Here is a 24,594-nt window from a genome sequence, read left to right as displayed (position 1 = left end):
TCCGCGCTCAGACGTCGAGGTTGGCGACGTTGAGCGCGTTGTCCTGGATGAACTCGCGGCGGGGTTCGACGACTTCGCCCATCAACTGCGTGAAGATCTCGTTCGCGCTCTCGGCGTTGACCGCGGTGACGCGGAGCATCGAGCGGACCGACGGGTCGAGCGTGGTTTCCCAGAGCTGTTCCGCGTTCATCTCGCCCAAGCCCTTGTAGCGCTGGATCGCGAGACCCTTGCGCCCCGCGGTCAGGATCGCGTCGAGCAGGTGGCTCGGACGCGAGACCTGCGTCGAGCCGCGTGTCGCGACGACGGTGGCGGAGCCGATAACGCCGGCACCGGTTTCCGCGCCCTCCTCGGCCTCTGGCTCTTCGGCCTGCGACGCCTTGCTCGCGGGGACGAGGTTCGAGGTGTGGGCATAGCTTTCGGCATGCTCGCCCGACAGCGCGTGCAGTTTGCGCGCCTCGGCTGACACCAGGAAGCTCGCCTCGATGATGTGATGGTCGGTCACGCCGCGCCATGCGCGCTGGAAATGAATGCCGCCGTCTTCGGTCAGTACCGCGGTCCACCGAGCATCGCCGTCGTCGAGTTCGAGACGGTGCGTGACGACTTGCAGCCGCGACGTGCGGTCCTCGACCGACGCTTCCGGATCGAACACGCCGCCGAGCGCGAGTGCCTCGATCATCCCGGCATCATAGCGCTTGGGAACGTAGCGCATCAGCGACCGCATCCGGCGCGCGTGATCGACCAGGTCCTTGAGGTCGCGCCCCGAACGACCGCCGCCGGGACCGTCGAGCACCATCGTATTGACGCCGGCATCGACCAGATATTCGTCGAGCGCCGCGTCGTCCTTGAGGTAGACCTCGGACCGGCCCTTGGTCGCCTTATACAGCGGCGGCTGGGCGATGTAGAGGTAGCCGCCCTCGATGATCTTGGGCATGTGACGGTAGAACAGCGTCAGCAACAGCGTGCGGATGTGCGCGCCGTCGACGTCTGCGTCGGTCATGATGACGATCTTGTGGTAGCGCAGCTTGTCCGCGTTGAAGTCGTCGCGGATGCCGGTGCCCATCGCGGTGATGAGCGTGCCGATCTCGCGGCTGGACAGCATCCGGTCCTCGCGGGCGCGCTCCGTATTCAGGATCTTGCCGCGCAGGGGGAGGATCGCCTGGAAATGGCGGTCGCGGCCCTGCTTTGCCGAGCCGCCGGCCGAGTCACCCTCGACCAGGAACAGCTCGGACTTGGCGGGATCGCGCTCCTGGCAGTCGGCGAGCTTGCCGGGCAGCGAGGCGATGTCCATCACGCCCTTGCGCCGCGTCAGTTCGCGGGCGCGCTTGGCAGCCTCGCGCGCCGCGGCGGCGTCGATGATCTTGGCGACGATCGCCTTGCCGTGCGCGGGGTTCTCTTCGAGCCACTCCGCCATCTTGTCGGCCATCAGGCTTTCCAAGGGCTGGCGGACTTCGGACGAAACGAGCTTGTCCTTGGTCTGGCTGCTGAACTTCGGATCGGGCAGCTTGACCGAGACGATCGCGGTCAGGCCTTCGCGCATGTCCTCGCCAGTGAGCTGGACCTTTTCCTTCTTCAACAGCCCCGATTTCTCGGCGTAGTTGTTGAGCGTGCGCGTCAGCGCGGCGCGGAATGCGGCCATGTGCGTGCCGCCGTCGCGCTGGGGGATGTTGTTGGTGAAGGCGAGGACGTTCTCGTAATACGAGTCGTTCCACTGGAGCGCGACGTCCATCGTGACGTCGTCGCGCGTGCCGCTGATCGCGACCGGCTCGGGCATCAGCGGGAGCTTTGCGCGATCGAGATACTTCACGAACGCGGCGATGCCACCTTCGTAATAGAGCTCGACGGTCTTGCGCTCTTCGCTGCGCGCGTCGCTCAGGAACAGGCGGACGCCCGAGTTGAGGAAGGCGAGCTCACGGTAACGATGTTCGAGCTTGTCGAAGTCGAAATCGGTGATCTTGAAGGTGGCGGGCGACGGGAAGAAGGTGACGCGCGTGCCCTTCTGGCCTTCGGTGGCGGGACCGACGACCTTCAGCGGCGCGACCGCGTCGCCGAACGCGAAGCGCATGTAATGCTCCTCGCCGTTGCGCCAGATCGTCAGGTCCAGCCATTCGCTCAGCGCGTTGACGACCGAGACGCCGACCCCGTGCAGGCCGCCCGAAACCTTGTAGGCGTTCTCGTCAGAAGTGTTCTCGAACTTACCGCCGGCGTGGAGCTGGGTCATGATGACCTCGGCTGCGGACACGCCTTCCTCGGTATGGATGCCAGTCGGGATACCGCGGCCGTTGTCGGTGACCGAGACCGAGCCGTCGGCGTTGAGGACGATGTCGATCCGGTCGCAATGCCCCGCCAGCGCCTCGTCGATCGCGTTGTCGCTGACCTCGAACACCATGTGGTGGAGACCGGAACCGTCGTCGGTGTCGCCGATGTACATGCCGGGGCGTTTGCGGACCGCGTCGAGGCCCTTCAGGACCTTGATCGAGTCCGCGCCATAGTCGCCCATGTTCGGGAGGTTGGGATTGTTGGTTTCGGGGTTGGATGCCATGCCGAGTATATAGGCATTCGGGGGCCGAAACGGAAGCGAAATGGCCTGTAGGGGCGAGGCGTGCCGCGCCGGAAGTGCACGAAGTGCAGACGCTGGGAGCGTTTTGGTGCGGGTGTGCACTTCGAGGGTCGGGCGAGTCGGTTTCGAGGGGGTTGGGAGCGCCATGCGGGGATGGTGACAGGGGTGGGCTGTGTAGGACAGCGCGCACCCTAGCACCGCGTCGGCGAAGGTAGCACCACCCCGGCGAAGGCCGGAGTCCAATTGGAAAGGTCGCGGTAAGGACGAACTGCACTTCGTCAGGAATGTCCCCCAATTGGGCCCCGGCCTTCGCCGGGGTGGTGTAATCTAGAGGAGGCGGGCTTGTCCCTCTCCCCTTGGGGAGAGGGAGGGAGGAGCCGTAGGCGACGGAAGGGTGAGGGGGAGTTGGGATCAGTCTTGCGAGCCTCACTCCCCTCTCCCTTCCCACCGCAAGCGCGGCGGGCCCCTTCCCTCTCCCCGGAGGGGCGAGGGAGGCGGCCCTCAGAAGCGGTCGGCGCGCTGACCTAGCAGGGTCACTTCGACGCGGCGGTTGAGGCGCATGCCGGCCGGCGTCGCGTTGGTCGCGACCGGGTCGCGCTCGCCGTGGCCGACGACGCTGAACCGCGCGCGCACCACGTCCATGTCGTCGAACGCCTGGCGGACGCTGGCCGCGCGGCGCTCGGACAGGTCCTGGTTATGCGCGTCCGTCCCGCGCGAGTCCGTGAACCCGTCGATCGCGACGCGGACACCGGGGTTGCCGCGCAAATAGCGGGCGAGCGGCCGCAGCTTTTCGATCGCGCCGGGACGCAGCACGTCGCTATCGGTGCGGAACAGCACGTCCTCCTGCAGCGTCAGAGTCGCGCCGCGTGGGGTCTGGCGGAATCCGTAATTGCGCATCGCGCCACGATCCCACGTCGTGGTGGTCTCGACCACCGTGGTGCCGCCGCCGCGGTCACCGCGATAGCCGCCCGGGTCACGGCCATACGCATCCCAGTCGAACCGGTCGCGACGGGGGCCTGCGATCCGCGCGAATTCGCGGTTGGCGTCGTCGGCCTCGCGCGGGCTGATCCGGCCATCGCCGTTCGCGTCGAAGTTCGGCATCACGAATGCGATGCCGCGCCGCGTATTGCGCAGTTCGGGGTAGAGCACCGGCACGCCGGCGCCTTCGAGGCGGTAGCCGGGGCGCAACCAGGGGGCGCGGCTCATGTCGTAACGCCCCTCGGGCCGTCCGCCGTCTCGGACTTGCGCGAAAACGGGGGCGGTGGTTGCTGCGACCATCAATACGCCAAGGGCTGCGCGCGTGAAATTCCGGGTCATTATGATCTCTCCGTGTCTTCGATGGACGGAGCTTTGCCCGCGCCCGCTTGAACGCGCGGTGAGCCTGCTCGACAGCGCGCGTTCAGCCTAACGCCCGACCGCGATGCGCGTTGCCTGACCGCCGATCGCATCGAACAACGCGTCTTCGGTGCCGGTCATCCACACCTGGCCGCGACCTGAGAGGCGGGCGAACAGCGCCGCGCGGCGGGCTGGATCGAGATGTGCGGCGACCTCGTCGAGGAGCAGGACGGGGGACTGGCCGGTCCGCTCGGCAACGAGGTCGGCGTGCGCGAGGACGATGCCGAGCAGGAGCGCCTTCTGTTCGCCGGTCGAAGCGAGCGACGCGGCGCGCGCCTTGTCGAGATGCGTGACGATGAGGTCGACGCGGTGGGGGCCGCTGAGCGTGCGCCCGGCGGCGGCGTCGCGCGCACGGCCCTGGGCGAGGTCGGCTTGCAGGCGAGTGGTATCGCCGTTCCAGCCTTCAAGCGTGAGGCCGGCACGTGGGAACGGGCCGTCGTCTTGTTCCGTTAGTCGTGTTCCGAGCAGCGTCACCGTCTCACGCCGGGCGGCATCGACGGCGGCGCCGTGCTCGGCCATCTGCGCTTCGAGTGCGGAGAGCCAGTCGCCGTCGGGGCGGCCTTCGTCGGCGAGCAGGCGGTTTCGCGCGCGCATCGCCGCGTCGTAGCGGGCGGCGTGGTGGGCGTGGCTCGGGGCGAGCGCGAGCGTGAGGCGGTCGAGGAAGCCGCGACGCTCGCCCGCCGGGGCGACGAAGAGGCGGTCCATCGCGGGGGTGAGCCACAGGATCGTGAGCCACTCGGCAAGCGCGTTGGCGGTGGTGGTGGCGCCCTGGATGCGGACGATGCGGCGTTCCGGGGCAGAGGCGAGCGTGCCGGTTGCGACGTCGACTTCGCCAACTGCGGGTGTTTGCCCATCCGCACTCTTCTCCCCTTCCGCTTGCGGGAGGGGTCGGGGGAGGGGCGCGTTTTCCTCGGGAGCGGACGCCAGTACGTACGTCGCGCCCTCCCCTAACCCCTCCCGCACGCGGGAGGGGAATTCTGCCGCGTTCTTCTGCGAGCGCTCTGGAAACAGCGTGGCCGCTACGCCGAATCCGCCTGCCCCGCCTTGCCGCGCCATCTCGCCCAGCGCCGCGCGCCGCAGTCCGCGGCCGGGGGCGAGCAGCGACACCGCCTCCAGGATATTCGTCTTGCCCGCGCCGTTCTCGCCGGTCAGCACGACGAACCCTGGTCCCGGCGCCAGCGTCAGGTCGGCGTGATTGCGGAAATCGGTGAGGACGAGGCGCGAGAGCATTGCCTCGGCCTTAGAGCAGTTTCGAAACTGATTGCATCGCCCTTTTCCGTTCGCCGCGGGCGAAGTCGAAGGGCATGGCACGAGCACCAGTGCTTAGACTTCGCTCAGCACGAACGGAGTAAGGGACCGATCTGACCAATCTGCGCGAGCGACACGCCCGGTCCACTATCGAGCAGCGCGTCAGGCGGCGATCCGCTCCGCCGCAATCACGGGTGCAGCTGCCGCGGTCGCGGCCTTCTGCGTGCTGAGATACGATGCGAGCGCCGGTCCGAGTTCGCGCTGCGCCCGCAAATACGCGACAGGCGTGACGATCCCGAGCCGTTCACGCGCCGCATCGAGAGGCTCGTGGAGCAGTTCGAGATAATCCTCGCCCGATACCCACTTCGCTTTGCGCCCGTTGCGATAGCCTTCCCAAACCGCCTTGGCGAACAGCTTGCTGCCGGTAACGCGCATGCTCTTTAACGCCGCGGCCGAGCCGATCAGCGCCCAGCCGAGCCCGCCGACCTGCGCATAGCTGAACGCGACGAGTGCCGCTTCGCCCATGCTTTCGTCGGCCTTGTAGCCGGTCAGCACGTGCCAGATGTCGTGCGTGTCGCGTACCCGCCGGCCGAACCACGCATAAGGGTGCGCCAGGTCGTCCTCGGATGGCACGAGCCGCGAGACCTCGACCAGCCCGTCGGCGGAATAGCCCGTCGTCTCGAGGAAAGTGCGATACGCCGCCCCGACCGTGCCGGGCGCGAAACTCGCGACGAACGCGGGGTCGGAGAAACGCTGCGCCAGTTCGACGCGATCATAGGCAATCCGGCCACCCTGCTCGGAAGCGATCAGCCGCGCGTAGTTCATCGGCGCATTGCCGACGTTGAGCGCGCGCATGATCCGGAACACCTGCGTCGTGTCGTCGCCATTCGCGAGCAATTTCTTGATCGCATCGAACGCCGTACGCCAATCGCGACGACCGGTCGTACCGGGAAACGGAGGAAGCTTCGCCATCGAGTCGACTCCTTACTGACATCACTGTTAGTATTGAGCGACTGGCGAGGAGTCAATCGAGGACGGCATCTACTTCGACGCGCATTTGCGTAGCCGCTTGCGCAAGGTCGTGATCGAGAGTTGCTAAGGACCAACCGCGCGCGACTACGATCGCGAGGTGAAGGGCGTCTCCAGAGCGCAGCTTAAGATCACCGCGATCGAGCAACGTCGCTGCCAACGCAAAATCGGTTTCGGTGACTGACTCTACGTGAAGTTCTTCGGCACAAAACCGTTGCCACACGTCCATCACACCGTTCCAGCCAACGGTATCGATGACACCCAGTCGCCGTTTCATCGCAAGCGCACCGGAAAACTCGGTGACGACCCAATGACTGACCGCCAAAGTATCAGCCCGTCGCGATAGCCACGCGCGTACCTCCTCGCTTTGCGCCTCGGCGGTGAAGGCCGACACCATCACCGCCGTGTCGCAGTAGAGGGTCAATACCGCGAGCCGTCACGCATCTGCCGGACGAGGTCACGTGCAGACGTCGGATCGTGAGGTAGCGACTTCGCCAGCGCCTCTAACGCGTCGACGTCGATGGGCTTGCGGCGCGGGAGCGGCGGCGCCTGGGGCGTTACGCGGGCGAAGGGTTGGCCGTTGCGCGTGATCTGCACGGCCTCGCCAGCTTCGAGCCGGTCGATCAGTGTGCCTAGCTCGTCTTTCAGATCCGCGATGTTGATCGAGTCCATGATCCGGCTCCTGCCTGTCGCGCCGCTATACCACGGCGCGACAGGCAGACCGAATCACACGCGCATCGGCATCAGCACGTACAGCGCGGGCGACTTGTCGTTCTCGCGGATCAGCGTCGGCGCGGCGGCGTCCGCCAGATGCACCTCGACCATGTCGCCGTCGATCTGCGCGAGAATGTCCATCAGATAGCGGCTGTTGAAGCCGATCTCGAACGGCAGCGCGACGTAATCGCCGGGGACTTCCTCCGCGGCGGTGCCGTTTTCGGGCGATGTGACCGACAGCGTGATCTTGTCGCGGTCGAGCGCCATCTTCACGGCACGCGTTTTCTCCGTCGCGATCGTGGAGACGCGATCGACGCCTTCCATGAAGCTTTTCGGGTCGATCTTGAGGATCTTGTCGTTGCCGGTCGGGATCACGCGGCTGTAATCGGGGAAGGTACCGTCGATCAGCTTCGAGGTCAGGATCGCCTGGCCGAGGTCGAAGCGGATCTTGGTCGGCGACAGCGAGACGCCGACCGAACCGTCGACCTCGTCGAGCAGCTTGCGCAGCTCGCCGATGCATTTGCGCGGGACGATCACGTCGGGCATCGATTCGGCACCCTCGGGACGCGGCAGCGTGACGCGGGCGAGACGGTGACCGTCGGTCGCGGCGGCCTTCAGCACCGGGTTCGAACTGTCGCCATCCGCCACGTGCAGGAAGATGCCGTTGAGATAATAGCGCGTCTCTTCGGTCGAGATCGCGAAGCGCGTCTTGTCGATGATCTGCTTGAGCGTCTCGGCGGGCAGTTCGAACTGGGTCGGCAGTTCGCCCTCGGCGATCACCGGGAAATCGTCGCGCGGCAGCGTGCCGAGCGAGAAGCGCGCGCGGCCTGCGACGATGCTCATCCGGCCTTCCGACGCGGCGAGCTGGACCTGCGAGCCTTCCGGCAACTTGCGCGCGATGTCGAACAGCGTGTGCGCGGACACGGTGGTCGCGCCGGGCTGGTCGACCGCGGCTGCGATCGATTCGTTGATCTGGAGATCAAGGTCGGTCGCCATCAGCTTGAGCGTGCCCTCGGCGGTCGCCTCGATCAGCACGTTCGACAGGATGGGGATGGTGTTGCGCCGCTCCACCACGGACTGGACATGGCTCAGCCCCTTGAGGAGCGTTGCGCGTTCGATCGTCGCCTTCATCGTAATTCCCCCCGCCACCACAGCCAGAATCGGGGCTGGGGGCAATCCGCAGATGGCTTACCCAACAACAAAGGGTCGGAGCAAGCGCCCCGACCCTTCTTTGATCACGGTAAACGTCGCGTTAAAGCGCGGGCACCGTTTCGATCAGAAGCGGAAGCCGTAGCTTGCGACCACCTGATGGCGATCCGTGTCGACATCGAAGCGCCCGCTGGTGCCGCCGGTCGCATAGTCGATGTTGCTGCGCTCATACTTCGAATAGCGGTATTCGAGCTTGGCATAGCTGTTTGGACCGACCGCGTGCTCGGCACCGGCACCGACGCGCCAGCCGTCGAGATTGAAATCGGTGTCGGTCGTCTGGTTCGTATCGCCGGCTAGCACGTTCAGCTTTGCGTTGGTGTAACCGCCCTTGACGTACAGCATCGTCGTCGGTGCGACGACATAGCCTGCGCGCGCGCCGACATAGATGTCGCGGCCTTGCTTGACGCGACCGAAGCCGAAGTCGCTGGTGTAGTCGTTGCGGTCGCTCTTCGAGGTCGAGCCGGTCAGCTCGGCTTCGGCGCCGAGCACGATGTTGTCCGAGGTCGCGATGTCGTAGCCGATGCCGCCGCCGTACAGCAGTCCGTCGATCTTCTGGTCGTCGCGTCCGTTGTTGTTGGACACGCTGCTGCCGGCGCCGGTGTGGTCGTAGCCGAGCGTGCCTTCGATGCGGGGGCCGGTGAAGGTCGGGTTGGTCTGCGCCAGGGCGGGTGCGGCCACTGCGGTGGTGGCGAGCAGCGAGACGGCGATGAGCGTACGCATTGGGGTTACTCCTTACTGATCTGGCGCCCCGTTACGCGGGGCGGACCGCTTCAATGGACCAACCGCGCGGGCGTTGCATGAACCCCAGATAAACACGGAAATCCGTTGCTTTTGCGCCACAGGGGGTTGAAACGCGGGCCATGATTCCAAGCCAACGGCAGGGTGAAGGCGACGCCCGATCAACCGATAGTCCGGCCCTTCGCAAGGGTCGCGATTTCGTCGCGCGGCACGGCGAAACCGTGTTCAATGCGGCGCATCGGTTGCAGGGGGATGCGGCACATACGCCGTTGACGCGGGCGGGGTTCGCGCAGGCGGACGAACTGGGCCGGGCGTTGCGCGAAGAGCTGGGGGCGAAGCCGGCGCTGACCCTGTGGGCATCGCCGACCGGGCGGGCGTTGCAGACGCTCGCGGTGATCTGCGAACATCTGGAGCTGGATTGGCATGATGCGCGGACCGATGCCCGGTTGGTCGAGATCGACATGGGGTCGTGGGGCGGGCGCTATTATGCGGACGTCGTCGATGAGGTCGGGTCGGTGATGCTGCCGGGGGGCACGCTGAAGCCTGCGCCCGATGGCGAGACGTATGCAGAGATTGCTGCGCGGGTTGGCGGGTGGCTGGCGGATACCGCGGAAGATCCGGGCGATCGGCTGGTGATCATGCACGGGATCTCGAGTCGGGTGATGCTCGGCGTGATGACCGGGGCGGCGGTCGATCCGTTGCTCGGCGCGCCGGTTGCGAAGGGCTTGCCGCAGGGGTCGGTCACGCTGGTGGAGAATGGGCGGGCGACGGTGCCGCATCGGGGTACGGGATTCGCTCCGGCGTGAAATTCGCGTGGGTCGAAGGCCTCTCATCGGGCTCAAGCACTTCTGCCCCCCTCCCTGGAAGGGAGGGGTTGGGGGTGGGTCGGCTTCCGCGCGTTCGAACCGTTGGGGCTCGAGCAGGCCTACCCACCCCCAACCCCTCCCTTCCAGGGAGGGGAGTTCTGTGGCGTTTGGTGTTGGCGTTGGGGATGCTCGCGATTGCGGCTCCCGCCGCGGCGCGTGACACGATCGGCATCTACCAAGGGTGGGGCGCGTTTCGCGATGCGAGCCCCGCGCGGTGCTTCGCGATATCGCGTCCGGTGATGGCGGGGGGGCGTTCGTCCGGGTTCGCGAGCGTTGCGACGTGGCCGAAGCGGGGTTTGCGCGCATCCTTGTATGTGCGGCTGAGTCGCGAGCGCGATCGGTCGGCCGGAGTGACGCTGACGGTGGGCGAGCGTCGGTTCACCTTGGTCGCGAACGGTCTGGACGCCTGGGCGAGCGATGCGCCGAGCGACCGGGCGATCGTCGCGGCGATGCGGTCGGGGCGGAGCATGAGCGTCGAGGCGGTCGGCCTCGGGGGGCGGCCGTTTGCGGATGTGTATGCGCTGTCGGGGGCGGCGACTGCGATCGATGCGGCCGTGTTGGCGTGTAGCGGGGGGTGACGTTTTGCTGCCCCGCGTTTCCAATAGACGTTCCGAACGAACCTTCACGATCCTCCCCCGCAAGGGGGAGGTGTCGCCGCAGGTGACGGAGGGGGAGGACACGGAACGAACGTGAGCGCAGGCCTCCCCCTCCGTCAGGCTACGCCTGCCACCTCCCCCTGGCGGGGGAGGATCGGAAGGGTGTCTACCTCCCTCTCCCGCAGCCAGTAGAAAAATCACGAAAATTCCGCTACGGGCTCGCGCATGCAGACCGCCGCGAACCTCATGCCTATTCCTGGGCACATCGATCCCGTGCCCGTTCCCCGCAGCTTCGTGCCGCGCAGCGATGGGCGGATCGACCTGCTCGGGCTGTCGCTCACCGATCTGCGGATGGCGCTGGAGACGTCGCAGCTCGAGGAGAAGCAGGCCAAGCTGCGCGCCAAGCAGCTGTGGCACTGGATCTACAATCGCGGCGCGACCGAGTTCTCGGCGATGACCGATATCTCGAAGACGATGCACCCGTGGCTCGAACAGCGCTTCGTGATCAGCCGGCCCAATGTGGTCGAGGCGCAGGTGTCGACCGACGGGACGCGGAAGTGGTTGTTGCGATCGGACGACGCGCAGGATTACGAGATGGTGTTCATCCCCGACGCGGATCGGGGCACGCTGTGCGTGTCGAGCCAGGTCGGCTGCACGCTGAACTGCACCTTCTGCCATACGGGCACGATGCGACTGGTGCGCAACCTGACGCCCGCCGAGATCGTCGGACAGGTGATGCTGGCGCGCGATTCGCTGGGTGAATGGCCGAGCCAGCCCGAGGGCCGCATGCTCACCAACATCGTGATGATGGGGATGGGCGAGCCGCTGTATAATTTCGAGAATGTCCGCGATGCGTTGAAGCTGGTGATGGACGGCGCGGGGCTCGCACTGAGCCGCCGCCGGATCACGTTGTCGACGTCGGGCGTGGTGCCAATGATGGCGCGCGCGGGCGCGGAGATCGGCGTGAACCTCGCCGTGTCGCTGCACGCGGTTACCAAGGAAGTGCGCGACGAGATCGTGCCGCTCAACCGGAAGTACGGCATCGAGGAGCTGTTGCAGGCATGCGCGGATTATCCGGGCACGAACAACGCGCGCCGCATCACGTTCGAATATGTGATGCTCAAGGACAAGAACGACTCCGACGACGACGCGCGCGAACTCGTCCGGTTGCTGCGGAAGTACGAGCTGCCGGCGAAGGTGAACCTTATTCCGTTCAATCCGTGGCCGGGCGCGCAATACGAGTGCTCGACGCCCGAGCGGATCAAGTCGTTCTCCAGCATCGTGTTCGGCGCGGGGATTTCGGCGCCGGTGCGGACGCCGCGCGGACGCGATATCGATGCGGCATGTGGACAGTTGAAGACCGCCTCGGAAAAGAAGAGCCGCGCGCAGATCGATCGCGAGGCCGCTGCCGAGGCTGATGCCGCCTTTGTCTGATCTCGGTTCGCTGGGATTGGCGGCGGGGGCGGGGATGCTGGGCGGCGCGATGAACGCGCTGGCGGGCGGTGGCAGCTTCGCGACGATGCCGTCGCTGATCGCGCTCGGCCTACCCTCGCCGATCGCCAATGCGACCAGCAACGTCGCGGTGCAGCCGGCGGCGATGGCGAGCGCATGGGCGTATCGCAGCGATCTGGGACCGGTCGGCGGGGTCGGTATCCGGACGCTGGCGGGGATCACGTTCGTCGGCGGGCTGGTCGGCAGCCTGCTGCTGTTCTTTACCCCGGCGACCGCGTTCGACGTGATCGTGCCGTGGCTATTGCTGACGGCGACGCTCGCGATCGCGTTCGGCAAGCCCGCGTCGACCTGGCTCCACGCACGCGTCGCGATCGGATCGCGCTCGCTGATCGCCGCGCAGACGTTGCTGGGGATCTATGGCGGCTATTTCGGGGGTGGCGTCGGGATGATGCTGACCGCCGCATGGGGATTGTTGGCCGGCGCCTCGCCCGCCAAGCTCGCCGCGCCGCGCACGCTGATGCTGGCGACCGCGAATGCCGCCGCGACGATCGTGTTCGCGGCAACGGGGATGGTCGCGTGGACATTGTGCCTGCCGATGATGGCGGGCGGCGTGGTCGGCGGGTATTTCGGCGCGCGGTTCGGGCGGAAGCTGCCCGACGGCGTGATCCGCGCCTGGACGCTGTTCGTGACCGCGACGACGACGGTCGTATTCTTCTACCGAGCGTACGCCTGAACCACGATGTTTCCCCGCGAAGGCGGGGACCCAGTCTGGGCACCCGCCTTCGCGGGTGAACAAGTTTGCTCGCTCATCCCGGCCGGCGCATCTTGAAGAGCGCGTCCTCGGTGATTTCGAAGTAATCCGCAGGCCCGCCGCCGCGCAGGATCGGTTGCGCGCGCGCCGTTTGGTAGACACCGTCCTCCAGCATCGCGGAGTCGATGTGGATCGCGACCGCCTCGCCGAGCACCAACCACTGGTCGAGCTCGCGGCCTTCCTTGGTTTCCAGACGGATCAGTTGCGTCAGCTTGCACTCGAACTGCGCGCGCGACGCGGCAACGCGCGCCGGTTTCACCTTGGTCGACGCGGCCATATCGAGCTTGGCGAGCGCGAACTCGTCGACGTCGGCGGCGACGTTCGCGGCGGTCGTGTTCATCGCCTCGCCGAGATCGCGCGATACCAGGTTCCAGACGAACTCGCCGGTCGCCTCGATATTGGCAACGCTGTCCTTCCACCCCATCGACGAGAAGCCGATCAGCGGCGGGCTATAGTTGAACAGGTTGAAGAAACTGTACGGCGCGAGGTTCGCCACACCGTCGGCGGACACGGTGCTGACCCAGCCGATAGGGCGCGGCGCGACGATCGCATTGAGGGGATCATGCGGCAGGCGATGGCCGTTCGTGGGCTCGTAAGAATGCCATTCGGTCATACGCTTATCCCTGCTATGCAACGTTTCGACTGCCTAGAGCGAAGGTCGAGCATGAACGATCCCCTACCCATCCCGATTATCAAGCGCCACAAACTGGCGACGCGCATCTGGCACTGGGTGACGGTGGTGACGATGTTCATCATGATCGGCAGCGGGATCGGCATCCTGAAGGCGCATCCGCGGCTGTACTGGGGACGGTACGGCGCGAATTTCGATACCGCGTGGACGACGCTCGACCAGTGGCCGAGCTGGCTGGTGTCGCTGCTCAACCTGCTGACGATCCCGGCGAGCTACAACCTCGCGCTGTCGCGGCGCTGGCATCTGTTGTTCGCGCTGGTGCTTGCCTTCGCGCTGCTCGGGTTCATGATCGTCAGCCTGGTCAACAAGCATTTCCAGCGCGACCTACGCGTGCGAGCCGTCGAACTGTCGCCGCGCGAGGTCGTGCATGACGTGAAGGAACATCTCGCGTTCCGCTTTCACGATCCCAAGCGGCCGGGCGCGTACAACATCCTCCAGAAGCTGTCCTACGTCGCGACGATCTTCGTGCTGATCCCGGTGATGATCCTGACCGGGCTGACGATGTCGCCGGGGATGGACGCGGCATGGCCGTGGCTGCTCGAGGTGTTCGGCGGGCGGCAATCGGCGCGCTCGATCCACTTCATCGCCGCTACCGGGCTGGTGCTGTTCATCATCGCGCATCTGGCGCTGGTGATCCTCGCGGGGACGTGGAACGAAGTGCGGTCGATGATTACCGGGCGCTGGACCGTACCCGCTCATGCCGAGGAGGACGTCACATGAGCACGATCATTACCCGCCGTGCGCTCGTCACGGGTGCCGCGGTCGGCGCGGGCGTTCTGCTGACCGGCTGCGACAAGATCGCCGCGAACCCCGAGGCGCGGAAGATCCTGTTCATGGGCGAGGACATGAACCGTGGGTTGCAGCGTGCGCTGACCAACCGCAACGCGCTGGCGCCCGAGTTCAGCCCCGCGCAGATGTCGCCGATCTTCCGCTCCAACGGCACGAGCAATCCGGGGACGGCCGACTATACCGCGATGGTCGTCAACAACTTCGCGGATTACCGGCTGAAGGTCGGCGGGCTGGTCGATAACCCGCTGTCGGTGTCGCTGCCGCAACTTCGCCAGATGCCGTCGCGGGCGCAGATCACGCGGCACGACTGCGTCGAGGGCTGGAGCGCGATCGGCAAATGGCAGGGGCCGAAGCTCGGCGCGCTGCTGACCGCCGCGAAGATCCGCGACACCGCCCGCTATATCGTCTTCACCTGCGCCGACCTCTACCGCGGCGCGAATTACTACGAGTCGGTCGACCTGGTCGACGCGTTCCATCCGCAGACGATTCTCGCCTGGGCGCTGAACGATCAGGTGCTCGACGTCGCGCACGGCGCGCCCGTCCGGCTCAGGGTCGAACGGCAGCTCGGCTACAAGCACGCCAAATACGTCATGGCGATCGACGCGGTCGCCAGCCTCGCTGGGATCGGCAAGGGCAAAGGGGGCTATTGGGAAGATAACGTGGATTATGACTGGTACGCGGGGATCTGACGCGCGCCGAGGGGTGGCGCAATTCCGTACCAGTCATTAGCTAACGCGACATGGCTCTTTTCGATCGTTTCCTGGCCCGGCAGGTTAAAACCGGCGAACTTACCCTCATCCATGCCAACGGCACGGCCAAGCATTTCGGCAAGCCCGACCCTGCGTACAACCCCGTCACGATCCGATTGACCGAGCCTGGTGTCGCGGGGGCGATCATCCGCCATCCGGCATTGGGCGCGGCGGAGGCGTTCATGGACGGGCGCCTCGTGATCGAACGCGGCGACATTCGCGACCTGGTCAATCTGCTCAAGGGCAACAGCCCGTGGGAGCGGGGCGGTGGTCTCAATCCGTCGCTGCCGATCAAGCTGCTCGACAAGGTGGTCCACCGCGTCGACCGCGTGAACATGGCGCGCCGGTCGAAGAAGAACGTCGCGCATCATTACGATCTGTCCGACCGGCTCTACGACCTGTTCCTCGATGCGGACCGGCAATATTCCTGCGCGTACTTCACGGATGCCAGCAACAGCTTGGAGCAGGCGCAGAACGACAAGAAGGCGCACATCGCTGCCAAGCTGGCGATCCAGCCGGGGATGCGCGTGCTCGACATCGGCTGCGGCTGGGGCGGCATGGCGCTGTACCTGCACGCGAAGACCGGTGCCGAAGTGCTCGGCGTGACGCTCTCCCAGGAGCAGCTGAAGGTCGCGCGGCGGCGGGCGCAGGAAGCAGGCGTCGCCGACAAGGTGAAGTTCGAGCTGATCGACTACCGCGCGCTGACGGGAAGTTTCGACCGGATCGTCTCGGTCGGGATGTTCGAGCATGTCGGCCCGGCGCACTACAAGGCGTTCTTCCGCAAATGCCGCGACCTGCTGACCGAGGACGGCGTGATGCTGCTCCACACGATCGGCCGGATGGGCGGGCCTGGCGTCACCGACACCTTCACGACCAAGTATATTTTCCCGGGCGGGTATAACCCGGCGCTGTCGGAGATCGTGAAGGGGTATGAGGGGCTGCGGATGTTCCCGACCGATATCGAGGTGCTGCGCGTCCATTACGCGCTGACGATCGACCAATGGTATGATCGGACGGTGGCGGCGAAGGACGCGATCGTCGCGCTGTACGACGAGCGGTTCTATCGGATGTGGACGTTCTATCTGGCGGGCGCCGCGGCGGCGTTCCGGACTGGCGGGATGGTCAACTACCAGATCCAGCTGTCGAAGAGCCGGATGACGTTGCCGTTGACCCGCGACTACATGATCGAGGGCGAGCGGGCGTTGCGCGAGCGCTGACCTGCTCCCCTCCCTGGAAGGGAGGGGCTGGGGGTGGGTCGGTTGCTTGGGATGAGCGGCGCGCGCAAAACGGGCCGACCCACCCCTAACCCCTCCCTTCCAGGGAGGGGGACCGGTTGCGCTTTAGCGCGGCCCCTGGATCTGAGCCTTCGCAGCGGCGCGCTCGTCGCCGCCGATCTTGCCGTCGTGGTTCGCGTCGTATTTCGCGAACGTCGCCGCCAGCAGCGCCTGTGCCTCGGCCTGCGTGACCTTGCCGTCCTTGTTCTTGTCCGCGCTGGTGAACCACAGGTCGGCGAGACGCTTGGCATGGACCGGATCAGGACGCCCTGCCCCAACCTTCATGTTGTCGATCCGTGCCAGCACTTCGGCGCGGGTCAGGACGCCGTCCTTGTTGGTATCCGATGCGGCGAACTCGGTCTTGAACTTGGCAGCGGCCGAGGCGCGCGTTTCCTGCGCGAGCGCCGGGGTTGCGAGACCCGCGAGGACGAGAAGGGTGAGGCTTTGGCGTAGCACGGTCGGGACACTCCAGTGGATGTGCGGCGCGAATAGCGGGATTCGGTTGTACGCGCCATTAACGCGTGTCAGGCGTCCGGCGGTTGCGCGAACGCGCCTCAACGCATAGGGGCGCGGGCATTGGATATTGCCCGAAGGATCCTGCCCGTGACCGATCAGAGCAACCCCGCCGGCGGCGCCGGAATCAACCGCGTCGTATTGGCCTATTCCGGTGGCCTGGACACGAGCGTGATCCTGAAATGGCTCCAGCAGACGTATAACTGCGAAGTCGTGACCTTCACCGCCGATCTCGGCCAGGGCGAGGAGCTCGAGCCGGCGCGCGCCAAGGCCGAGATGATGGGCGTAAAGCCCGAGCACATCTTCGTCGACGATCTGCGCGAGGAATTCGTGCGCGACTACGTGTTCCCGATGATGCGGTCGAACGCGCTGTACGAGGGGCTGTACCTGCTCGGCACGTCGATCGCGCGGCCGCTGATCGCCAAGCGCCAGATCGAGATCGCCAAGATGGTCGGCGCCGACGCGGTCAGCCACGGCGCGACCGGCAAGGGCAACGACCAGGTCCGCTTCGAGCTCGGCTATTACGCGCTGTCGCCCGACATCAAGGTGATCGCGCCGTGGCGTGAGTGGGATCTCACCAGCCGCACCAAGCTGATCGAGTTCGCCGAACAGCACCAGATTCCCGTCAGCAAGGACAAGCGCGGCGAGTCGCCGTTCTCGACCGATGCGAACATGCTCCACACCTCGTCCGAGGGTAAGGTGCTCGAGAACCCGTGGGACGAGGTGCCGGATTACGTCTACTCGCGCACCGTGAACCCCGAGGATGCGCCCGATGTCCCCGAGTACATCACGGTCGATTTCGAGCGCGGCGACGGCGTCGCGATCAACGGCGAGGGCATGAGCCCGGCGACGCTGCTGTCGACGCTCAACGAATACGGCCGCCGCCACGGCATCGGCCGTCTCGACCTCGTCGAGAACCGCTTCGTCGGCATGAAGAGCCGCGGCATGTACGAGACTCCCGGTGGCACGATCTATCAGCTCGCACACCGCGGCATCGAGCAGCTGACGCTAGACCGCGGCGCTGCGCATCTGAAGGACGAACTGGCGCCGCGCTATGCCGAGCTGCTGTACAACGGCTTCTGGTTCTCACCGGAGCGCGAAATGCTGCAGGCCGCGATCGACCATAGCCAGCTAAAGGTATCGGGCACGGTCCGGCTGAAGCTCTACAAGGGCGGCGTGTACGTGGTGGGGCGGAAATCGCCGAACTCGCTGTATTCGGAGAAGGTCGTGACGTTCGAGGACGACCAGGGCGCCTACGACCAGCGCGACGCGGAAGGCTTCATCAAGCTGAACGCATTGCGGCTGCGCTTGCTGGGGCGGCGCGACCGGTAACGGTCGGTCGCGAACCTCGTTCGATATCGCGCGTTAACCAAATGTCATCGACTTGAGGGCAGGCTCGCATTTCTGATTGGGGAGATGCGACGTGCTGGCTGCAGTTCATGATAAACTGGTGTTCGGGCGCCGGGTGCGTCGCTTGGCGGCCGTGATCGCGGAACGGCTGCCGGACGGCGCACGGGTGCTCGACGTCGGATGCGGGAGCGGCGATCTGGCCGTGCTGATCATGCAAAAGCGCCCCGATGTCGTGATCGAGGGCATCGACGTGCTGGTCCGCCCCGATACTGCGATCCCGGTTCACGCTTTTGACGGCGCGCATATCCCGTTTGGCGACAACGCGTTCGACGCGGCGATCGTGGTCGACGTGCTGCATCATACCGACGATCCCGAAGCCGTTCTCGCCGAAATCGCGCGTATCGCGCCGATGGTGATCATCAAGGACCACTTGCGCGACGGGATCGCGGCGAACACCACGTTGCGATTCATGGATTGGGTCGGCAACGCAGCCCACGGCGTCCGATTGCCGTATAATTATCTGTCGCGCAAAGAATGGACGAACATCTGGCGGACGCTGGACCTCGGCAGCAGCCGGTTCGCCACGCGCTTGTCGCTGTATCCCCGTCCGTTCTCGTGGCTGTTCGATCGCGGGCTGCATTTCGTCACGGTGCTCTCGCGCTGAACAGAAGCGCACCGCCTGGCATCGAAAAACCATCGGACATGAAAAAGGGGAGGATACGGTGATCGTATCCTCCCCTTTTTCATGCCTGTCGCGCCGTCAGCGATCGGATCGGGTATCGATCAATCCGATCAGGAAGCTGGTGAACATCGTCTGCAACCCGATGACGCTCGCCACCATCGTGGGGATCGCCAGACGCATGAGATGGACCGGCTCCATCGGCCCGAATCCCGCCCGCCCCCATTGTGCGAGCAGACCTGCACTCCCCGCCATGCCAAGCAGCAGGAGCAGTCCGCCGACGATGCAGCCGCGTTCGACGCTGAAGTGGCGGCGGAATTGCTCGACCCGCATGCTGGTCGGCCACAAGGCGCTGGCGACGCCGTACAGCCGTGCGAGGATGCCGAAGCCGATCAGCTGACTGCCCAGCAGCATCGCCATCGCCGCGAACAGCATCGTCGTCGCGCTGAGTTCGATACCGCCAAGTTCGACACCGCCGGTCGCGAGCACCGCGACGCCCGCCGTGCCGCCAGCCGCCGCAAGCAAGCCGGGATAAACGAACAGGAACCGGGGAGCGTAGGTCAACAGGAAGCGCAGATGCCGCCAGCCGTCGCGCCACGTCCGTAAATGCGGCGGGCGGCTACGTCCGTCCTGCGACAGGGTCGTCGACACCTGACGGACGTCGAGCCGGTGCATGACCGCCTTGACCACCATCTCGCTGGCGAACTCCATCCCCGACGATCGCAATCCGAGACCCAGGACCGAGTCGCGGCGAAAACCGCGCAGGCCGCAATGGAAGTCGCCGATCCGCGCGTTGAACAGGCGTCGCCCGAGAAAGCTGAGGACCGGATTGCCCAGATACCGATGCAGCGGCGGCATCGCACCGGGTGCGATCCCGCCCTGGAACCGGTTGCCCATCACCAGTTCGCCGCCGTTGCGCAGCGCGGTGACGAACGGCATCAGCGCGAGAAAATCGTAGCTGTCGTCGGCATCGCCCATGATCACGAAACGGCCGCGAGCGGCGGCGATCCCGCCCAGCAGCGCAGCGCCATAGCCCTTCGCCTCAACCCCGACGAGGCGCGCGCCCATGGCATTGGCGATCTGGCGCGAGCCGTCGGTCGATCCGTTGTCGGCGATCACCACCTCGCCGGCGATCCCGCTGGTCCGCAGGAATTCCTGCGCCTTGCGGATGCACAGCGCCAGCGTCTCCGCTTCGTTGAGGCAGGGCATGACGATCGACAGTTCGAGCGCATCCTCCGCTTCGGTGCCCGACGTATCGCGTTCGACGATCGGCGATTGATAGGCCAGCACTGTCGGCATGGATGATCCTCCCTTGCCCGAAGGCATACGGAGGCAACGCTAAAAAGAGGGTTAACTATTCGCCGCTAAGCCGACGAGGTTCGCTTCAGGATGACCGCATGCCAAACCCGCCGCCATTCGAAGACGCGCCCGGTCCCGATGCCCGCCGCGCACACACGATTCGCTTCGACATTATCGTCGCGGTGGTTCTGGCGACATTGCTGTCGACCTGCTGGGCGATCACCGACTGGCACCGCGTCGGGCAATTGATCCTGCCCGATGCCGACGACATGATGCGGCTGGCGCAGGTGCGCGACTGGCTCAACGGCCAGGCCTTCGACGACTGGACGCAATATCGCATGGCGCCCCCGCTCGGCGCACCGATGCACTGGTCGCGGCTGAACGATTTCGGGATCGCGGGGATCATCCTCGCGGCGACGCCGCTGATCGGCCGTCACGGCGCCGAACTGACCGCGGTGCTACTGTATCCGGCGCTGCTGTTCGCCTGCAACATCGTCCTGTCGGTACGGATCGCCCGCCGGTTATGGGGAGACGGGGCGGCCGTCGTAGCGGCCATTCTGGCGGGCATCGCCTATCCCGGCATCACGCTGTTCCTCCCGGGACGGATCGACCACCACGCGCTGCAGATCGTCGTCATCGAAATTGCCATCCTCATGATGATGCGCCGACCGACGATCGTCAGCGGCGTCATCACCGGGATAGCCGTTGCGGCCAGTCTGGTCATCGGGCTGGAAACTGCGCCGCAAGTCGCCGCACTCGTCGCCACGCTGGCGATGTTCTGGGTCGTCTCCGGTGACCGCGAACGGTTGCGGTTAGCCGCGTTCGCGGCGGCCTTGGCCGCGACAACCGGCGTCTTCCTGGTGGCGATGCGGCCCAGTTATTGGTCAGCCGCGCTGTGCGATGCCTTCACGCCTGCATCCGCCACGGGCACGCTCGCTGTCGCCGCGGCGCTTGGAGCCTTGGCCGTGGCGACGCCGTGGCTGCGCACATGGCGATTGCGGATCGTCGCGGGCGGCGTGCTCGGTGCGCTTGCGCTAGGTGGCACGCTGGCCGCCTATCCCGGATGTCTGACCGGGCCGTATGGGATGGTCGATCCCTTCCTGCGCGCGGCCTTCCTGCCGCACATCGACGAAGCGAACAGCATCTTCGCGCAACCGTTTGCGCGCACGCTCTCGATCGGTGGACTGCTGCTCGCCGGATGTATCGCGTCGGTCTGGATGGTCGCGCGTGCACCAAAGCGCTGGGCCGTGACGATGCCGCTGGTCGGCGTGATCGGCATCTCGGCGCTCGTCTCGCTATCGCAGGCGCGGGGAACCTATATCGGTACGCCGACGGTCGTCCCGGTACTGGCCGGCCTGATCCTCGCGGCACGGCGGCGAACGACGTTGGCTGCGCCCGCGCTGATCAGCGCCTGGCTGGTATCGTCGGGCATCGCCTATTCCGAAGCCCCCACCCTGGCGCTCCGTATCCTTGCTCCCGGCGTACGGATCCCGCCGCCGATGACACCGCAGATCCTCTGCAATACCGGCGATGCCTGGGCGCAGGTCGATCGCTATCCGCCGGGTATCGTGATGGCGCCGACGAACATGGCGTCCTATCTGATCGGCGCGACGCATCTGTCGACGGTCGGCGCCGGGTATCATCGCAACAACCGCGGCAACATGGCGATGTATCGCTATTTCCTCAGCCGCCCCGATCGTAGCGCGGCAATCGCCCGCGCATGGAACGTTACCTATGTCGCCTTTTGCCCCGGCGATTTCTCCGAGATCGACGTGACCCACAGCTATCCGAGCAGCCTCGCAACGATGTTGCAATCCGGCCATGCCCCGGCGGGCTTCGAACGTCTTCCCTTGCGCGGGGCGAGGCTCCGCCTCTATCGCATTCGGTAACGACGTTGCGGTAGCGGGGAACGAGTGGACGACGGCATGACGGGGCGGCTGAAGTGGTGGCAGACGCGCGGGTTCGTCGTGGCGGTGGCGCTTGCGTCGATCATACCGTTGCTGTGGCCAGAGATCCCGCCGCTGGTCGACCTGCCCGGGCATATGGGCCGATACCGCGTCCAGCTGGCGATCGGCGATAATCCCTGGCTTTCGCAGTGGTATAACTTCCGTTGGCAGATGATCGGCAACCTCGGCATCGACCTGCTGATCGAGCCACTCGCGCCGATCTTCGGGTTGCAGCTGGCGGTGAAGCTGATCGTCATGGCGATCCCGGCGCTGACCGTAACCGGGCTGTTGTGGATCGCGCGCGAGGTGCACGGGCGAATCCCTGCGACCGCGCTGTTCGCGTTGCCGTTGGCCTACAGCTACCCCTTTCAGTTCGGATTCGTGAATTTCGCGCTGGCGATGGCGCTGGCGCTCAACCTGTTCGCGCTGTGGCTGCGGATGGGGCGGCTCAAGCGCACCCGGCTGCGCACCGCCATATTCATCCCGATCTCGTGCCTGTTGTGGCTGTGCCATACGTTCGGCTGGGGCGTGCTGGGCGTGCTCGCCTTTTCCGCAGAGCTGATCCGCCAGCACGACATCCGTCGCGACAGCGATCCCAAGAGCTGGGCGCATGGCTGGTTCAAGGCGTGCATCCAGGCCGGGCTGAACTGCCTGCCGCTCGCGCTGCCGATGGTGATGATGGTGGTCTGGCGGTCGGGCGATCATGTCGGCGGCAAGACGCAGGACTGGTTCAACTGGCGCTGGAAGATGAACTGGATCACGATGGTCCTGCGCGATCGCTGGATGACGTTCGACATCGCGTCGGTCACCGTGCTGTTCGTGATCCTGTTCCGCGGCGTGCGCGACCAGACGATTGAGTATTCGCGCAACCTGAGCCTGTCGGCGCTGTTCCTCGCGATCGTGTATATCCTCTTGCCGCGGATCGTGTTCGGCTCGGCCTATGCCGACATGCGGCTCGCGCCGTTCATGCTCGGGATCGCGGTGATCGCGCTGCGGCCGCGCCACGGGCTGTCGCTGCGCGGCGCGGCCGTCCTCGCGGTGCTGGGGTTTGCGTTCTTCGGCGTGCGGCTGGCGGGGACGACGGTCAGCTACCTGATGTACGATCGCAGCTACGACCAGGCGATCGCGGCGATCGATACGGTACCCGAGCGGTCTCGTGTCGTGTCGTTCGTCGGGCGACGCTGTCGCGACGACTGGGCCTATTCGCGACTCGAGCATGTCCCCGCACTGTTGCTGGAGCGGCGATTGGCGTTCACCAACGATCAGTGGTCGATGGCCGGCGCGCAGTTGATGACGACGCAGTATCCGGCGGCGAAGGGCTTTGCGCACGATCCCTCGGAGATCGTCAGCGACATCAAGTGCCGTGGCCAGTTCTGGCGGCCGATCTCGATGGCGCTGGAGAAATTTCCGCGCGATGCATTCGACTATGTCTGGCTGATCCACCCACCGAAGTTCGATCCGGCGCTGGTCCGCGATCTGACGCTGATCCGTCGCGATGGCACCAGCCTGCTGTACCGCGTCAACCGGGCTGCTGCTGCTCGCCCCGTCGGAACGGAGTAAGCTCGCCGAGATATTCCTGCTGCTCGGCGACGGCCTCGCGCTCGCGGACGAGATAGTCGGCGATCGCGCGGCGGAAGCTCGGGTCGGGGATGTAATGCGCGGAATAGGTCGCAACCGGGGCATACCCCCGCGCGAGCTTGTGTTCGCCCTGCGCGCCCGCCTCGACGGTCTTCAGGCCGCGCGCGATGGCAGCGTCGATCGCCTGGTAATAGCAGAGTTCGAAGTGGAGGAACGGCACCTCCTCGGTCGCGCCCCAATACCGGCCGTAAAGCGTCTCCTCGCCGATCAGGTTGAGTGCGCCGGCGATCGGTATGCCGTCGCGCTCGGCGAGGATCAGCAGCACGCGGTCGCCCATCGTCTCGCCGATCTGGTCGAAGAACGCGCGCGTCAGGTAGGGCTGGCCCCATTTGCGGCTGCCGGTGTCCTGGTAGAACACCCAGAACGCGTCCCAATGCTCGGGCGTGATTTCGGCGCCGACGAGGTGGCGGATCGTCAGACCTTCGACGGCGGCGGCACGTTCCTTGCGGATCGCTTTCCGCTTGCGGCTGGCGAGGACGGCGAGGAAGTCGTCGAAGCTGGCGTACCCCTCGTTCTTCCAGTGGAACTGCGTGCCCTGGCGGATCAACCAGCCCGCCGCCTCGAACAGCGCCACTTCGCCTGGGTCGATGAAGGTGGCGTGTGCGGAGGATAGCCCGCTTTGGTCGGTTACAGCTTCGAGCGCGGCGATCAGCGCGGGGGCCTGATCGGGGTCACGGAGAAGCAGGCGCGGACCGGGTACCGGGCTGAATGGTGAGGCGATCTGGAGCTTGGGGTAATATTGCCCCCCTGCCCGCTCCCACGCGTCGGCCCAGCCCTGGTCGAACACGTATTCGCCCTGGCTGTGGCTCTTGGCGTAGGCGGGAGCGATCGCGACGGGCTTGCCGTCAGGGCCGTCGACCATGACCGGCAGCGCCTGCCAGCCGGAGCGTCCACCGACGCTTTTCGAGGCTTCGAGCGCGGAGAGGAAGGCGTGGCCGACGAACGGGTTGGCGGTGCCGGAGCACGCCTCCCAATCCTCGGCCGCGATCGAGGTGACGCCTTGGGCGATGCGGGCTGTGACGGCGTTCATTGCCGCCTTAGGTAGAGACGC

General features: G+C 65.9%; 23 protein-coding genes. 11 read left to right on the top strand and 12 right to left on the bottom strand.

Annotated features, from left to right (window positions below; translation table 11 throughout):
- Nucleotides 1-7 precede the first annotated feature (7 nt).
- From gyrB to C8J44_RS14810, 8 genes are all read right to left on the bottom strand, one after another.
- On the bottom strand, nt 8-2,539 hold the full coding sequence (gyrB, locus tag C8J44_RS14845; RefSeq protein ID WP_121905118.1) for a DNA topoisomerase (ATP-hydrolyzing) subunit B: 2,532 nt from the start codon (nt 2,537-2,539) through the stop codon (nt 8-10).
- A 519-nt stretch (nt 2,540-3,058) separates the two neighbouring features.
- Complete coding sequence (locus C8J44_RS14840) at nt 3,059-3,874, bottom strand: OmpA family protein (RefSeq protein ID WP_259466883.1); 816 nt, start codon at nt 3,872-3,874, stop codon at nt 3,059-3,061.
- A gap of 87 nt (nt 3,875-3,961) precedes the next feature.
- A complete protein-coding gene (locus tag C8J44_RS14835; RefSeq protein WP_121905116.1) occupies nt 3,962-5,182 on the bottom strand; it encodes a DNA replication/repair protein RecF in 1,221 nt (406 codons plus the stop codon).
- A 180-nt stretch (nt 5,183-5,362) separates the two neighbouring features.
- Entirely contained in the window at nt 5,363-6,172 is an 810-nt protein-coding gene (locus C8J44_RS14830; protein WP_121905115.1) for a Coq4 family protein, read from the bottom strand.
- 52 nt (nt 6,173-6,224) lie between these two features.
- Complete coding sequence (locus C8J44_RS14825) at nt 6,225-6,653, bottom strand: type II toxin-antitoxin system VapC family toxin (RefSeq protein WP_121905114.1); 429 nt, start codon at nt 6,651-6,653, stop codon at nt 6,225-6,227.
- Nucleotides 6,650-6,901: a type II toxin-antitoxin system Phd/YefM family antitoxin gene (locus tag C8J44_RS14820; RefSeq protein ID WP_121905113.1), complete on the bottom strand. Its 252-nt coding sequence runs from the start codon at nt 6,899-6,901 to the stop codon at nt 6,650-6,652. Before C8J44_RS14820 ends, C8J44_RS14825 begins: the two co-directional genes overlap by 4 nt.
- Before the next feature lie 54 nt (nt 6,902-6,955).
- Nucleotides 6,956-8,074 (bottom strand): DNA polymerase III subunit beta, encoded by a 1,119-nt coding sequence (gene dnaN, locus C8J44_RS14815; RefSeq protein WP_056017955.1) that lies wholly within the window; start codon nt 8,072-8,074, stop codon nt 6,956-6,958.
- A 144-nt stretch (nt 8,075-8,218) separates the two neighbouring features.
- Nucleotides 8,219-8,872 carry an outer membrane protein gene (locus C8J44_RS14810; RefSeq protein ID WP_121905112.1) on the bottom strand — a complete coding sequence of 218 codons (654 nt, stop codon included), beginning with the start codon at nt 8,870-8,872 and terminating at the stop codon, nt 8,219-8,221.
- A gap of 140 nt (nt 8,873-9,012) precedes the next feature.
- On the opposite strand from C8J44_RS14810, the gene C8J44_RS14805 reads away from it, so the two are divergent.
- From C8J44_RS14805 to C8J44_RS14790, 4 genes are all read left to right on the top strand, one after another.
- Nucleotides 9,013-9,696 (top strand): histidine phosphatase family protein, encoded by a 684-nt coding sequence (locus C8J44_RS14805; RefSeq protein ID WP_121905111.1) that lies wholly within the window; start codon nt 9,013-9,015, stop codon nt 9,694-9,696.
- 185 nt (nt 9,697-9,881) lie between these two features.
- Nucleotides 9,882-10,334, top strand: coding sequence for an invasion associated locus B family protein (locus C8J44_RS14800; protein WP_121905110.1), 453 nt, complete (start codon nt 9,882-9,884; stop codon nt 10,332-10,334).
- 243 nt (nt 10,335-10,577) lie between these two features.
- The gene (gene rlmN, locus C8J44_RS14795; protein ID WP_183128799.1) at nt 10,578-11,786 is read left to right on the top strand and encodes a 23S rRNA (adenine(2503)-C(2))-methyltransferase RlmN; all 1,209 of its coding nucleotides are present in this window, start codon (nt 10,578-10,580) and stop codon (nt 11,784-11,786) included.
- Entirely contained in the window at nt 11,779-12,537 is a 759-nt protein-coding gene (locus tag C8J44_RS14790; protein WP_310886169.1) for a sulfite exporter TauE/SafE family protein, read from the top strand. Before rlmN ends, C8J44_RS14790 begins: the two co-directional genes overlap by 8 nt.
- Before the next feature lie 73 nt (nt 12,538-12,610).
- Here C8J44_RS14790 and C8J44_RS14785 read toward each other — a convergent pair whose 3' ends face one another.
- Complete coding sequence (locus tag C8J44_RS14785) at nt 12,611-13,228, bottom strand: flavin reductase family protein (RefSeq protein ID WP_121905108.1); 618 nt, start codon at nt 13,226-13,228, stop codon at nt 12,611-12,613.
- A 51-nt stretch (nt 13,229-13,279) separates the two neighbouring features.
- Here C8J44_RS14785 and C8J44_RS14780 point away from each other — a divergent pair, with 51 nt between their 5' ends.
- Genes C8J44_RS14780 through C8J44_RS14770 form a run of 3 tightly spaced genes read left to right on the top strand, consistent with a single transcriptional unit; the run spans nt 13,280 to nt 16,061 of the window.
- Complete coding sequence (locus C8J44_RS14780) at nt 13,280-14,026, top strand: cytochrome b/b6 domain-containing protein (protein WP_121905107.1); 747 nt, start codon at nt 13,280-13,282, stop codon at nt 14,024-14,026.
- Complete coding sequence (locus tag C8J44_RS14775; RefSeq protein ID WP_056054501.1) at nt 14,023-14,784, top strand: molybdopterin-dependent oxidoreductase; 762 nt, start codon at nt 14,023-14,025, stop codon at nt 14,782-14,784. The genes C8J44_RS14780 and C8J44_RS14775 overlap by 4 nt, the downstream gene beginning before the upstream one ends.
- Nucleotides 14,785-14,834: 50 nt before the next feature.
- Nucleotides 14,835-16,061 (top strand): cyclopropane-fatty-acyl-phospholipid synthase family protein, encoded by a 1,227-nt coding sequence (locus C8J44_RS14770; protein ID WP_121905106.1) that lies wholly within the window; start codon nt 14,835-14,837, stop codon nt 16,059-16,061.
- A gap of 123 nt (nt 16,062-16,184) precedes the next feature.
- Here the strand turns inward: C8J44_RS14770 and C8J44_RS14765 are convergent, their stop codons facing one another.
- On the bottom strand, nt 16,185-16,574 hold the full coding sequence (locus tag C8J44_RS14765; protein WP_060527588.1) for an EF-hand domain-containing protein: 390 nt from the start codon (nt 16,572-16,574) through the stop codon (nt 16,185-16,187).
- Nucleotides 16,575-16,721: 147 nt separating this feature from the next.
- Between C8J44_RS14765 and C8J44_RS14760 the strand changes: the two genes are divergently transcribed.
- Together C8J44_RS14760 and C8J44_RS14755 are read left to right on the top strand one after the other, a co-directional pair.
- A complete protein-coding gene (locus C8J44_RS14760; RefSeq protein WP_259466882.1) occupies nt 16,722-17,963 on the top strand; it encodes an argininosuccinate synthase in 1,242 nt (413 codons plus the stop codon).
- Nucleotides 17,964-18,054: 91 nt separating this feature from the next.
- On the top strand, nt 18,055-18,645 hold the full coding sequence (locus C8J44_RS14755; protein ID WP_056054492.1) for a bifunctional 2-polyprenyl-6-hydroxyphenol methylase/3-demethylubiquinol 3-O-methyltransferase UbiG: 591 nt from the start codon (nt 18,055-18,057) through the stop codon (nt 18,643-18,645).
- A 96-nt stretch (nt 18,646-18,741) separates the two neighbouring features.
- Here C8J44_RS14755 and C8J44_RS14750 read toward each other — a convergent pair whose 3' ends face one another.
- Complete coding sequence (locus C8J44_RS14750; RefSeq protein ID WP_121905105.1) at nt 18,742-19,959, bottom strand: glycosyltransferase family 2 protein; 1,218 nt, start codon at nt 19,957-19,959, stop codon at nt 18,742-18,744.
- Nucleotides 19,960-20,057: 98 nt separating this feature from the next.
- Here C8J44_RS14750 and C8J44_RS14745 point away from each other — a divergent pair, with 98 nt between their 5' ends.
- Both C8J44_RS14745 and C8J44_RS14740 read left to right on the top strand, forming a co-directional pair.
- Complete coding sequence (locus tag C8J44_RS14745; protein ID WP_121905104.1) at nt 20,058-21,848, top strand: hypothetical protein; 1,791 nt, start codon at nt 20,058-20,060, stop codon at nt 21,846-21,848.
- Between the two features lie 36 nt (nt 21,849-21,884).
- Complete coding sequence (locus C8J44_RS14740; RefSeq protein ID WP_183128798.1) at nt 21,885-23,465, top strand: hypothetical protein; 1,581 nt, start codon at nt 21,885-21,887, stop codon at nt 23,463-23,465.
- Here C8J44_RS14740 and C8J44_RS14735 read toward each other — a convergent pair.
- Nucleotides 23,425-24,573 carry a GNAT family N-acetyltransferase gene (locus tag C8J44_RS14735; RefSeq protein ID WP_121905103.1) on the bottom strand — a complete coding sequence of 383 codons (1,149 nt, stop codon included), beginning with the start codon at nt 24,571-24,573 and terminating at the stop codon, nt 23,425-23,427. The genes C8J44_RS14740 and C8J44_RS14735 overlap by 41 nt on opposite strands.
- Nucleotides 24,574-24,594 lie beyond the last annotated feature (21 nt).

This window comes from Sphingomonas sp. PP-CE-3A-406 (genome assembly GCF_003688625.1).
GTDB lineage: Bacteria > Pseudomonadota > Alphaproteobacteria > Sphingomonadales > Sphingomonadaceae > Sphingomonas.
Note: the sequence above shows the minus strand (reverse complement) of the source record. Positions and strands in the feature narration are given on the sequence as shown.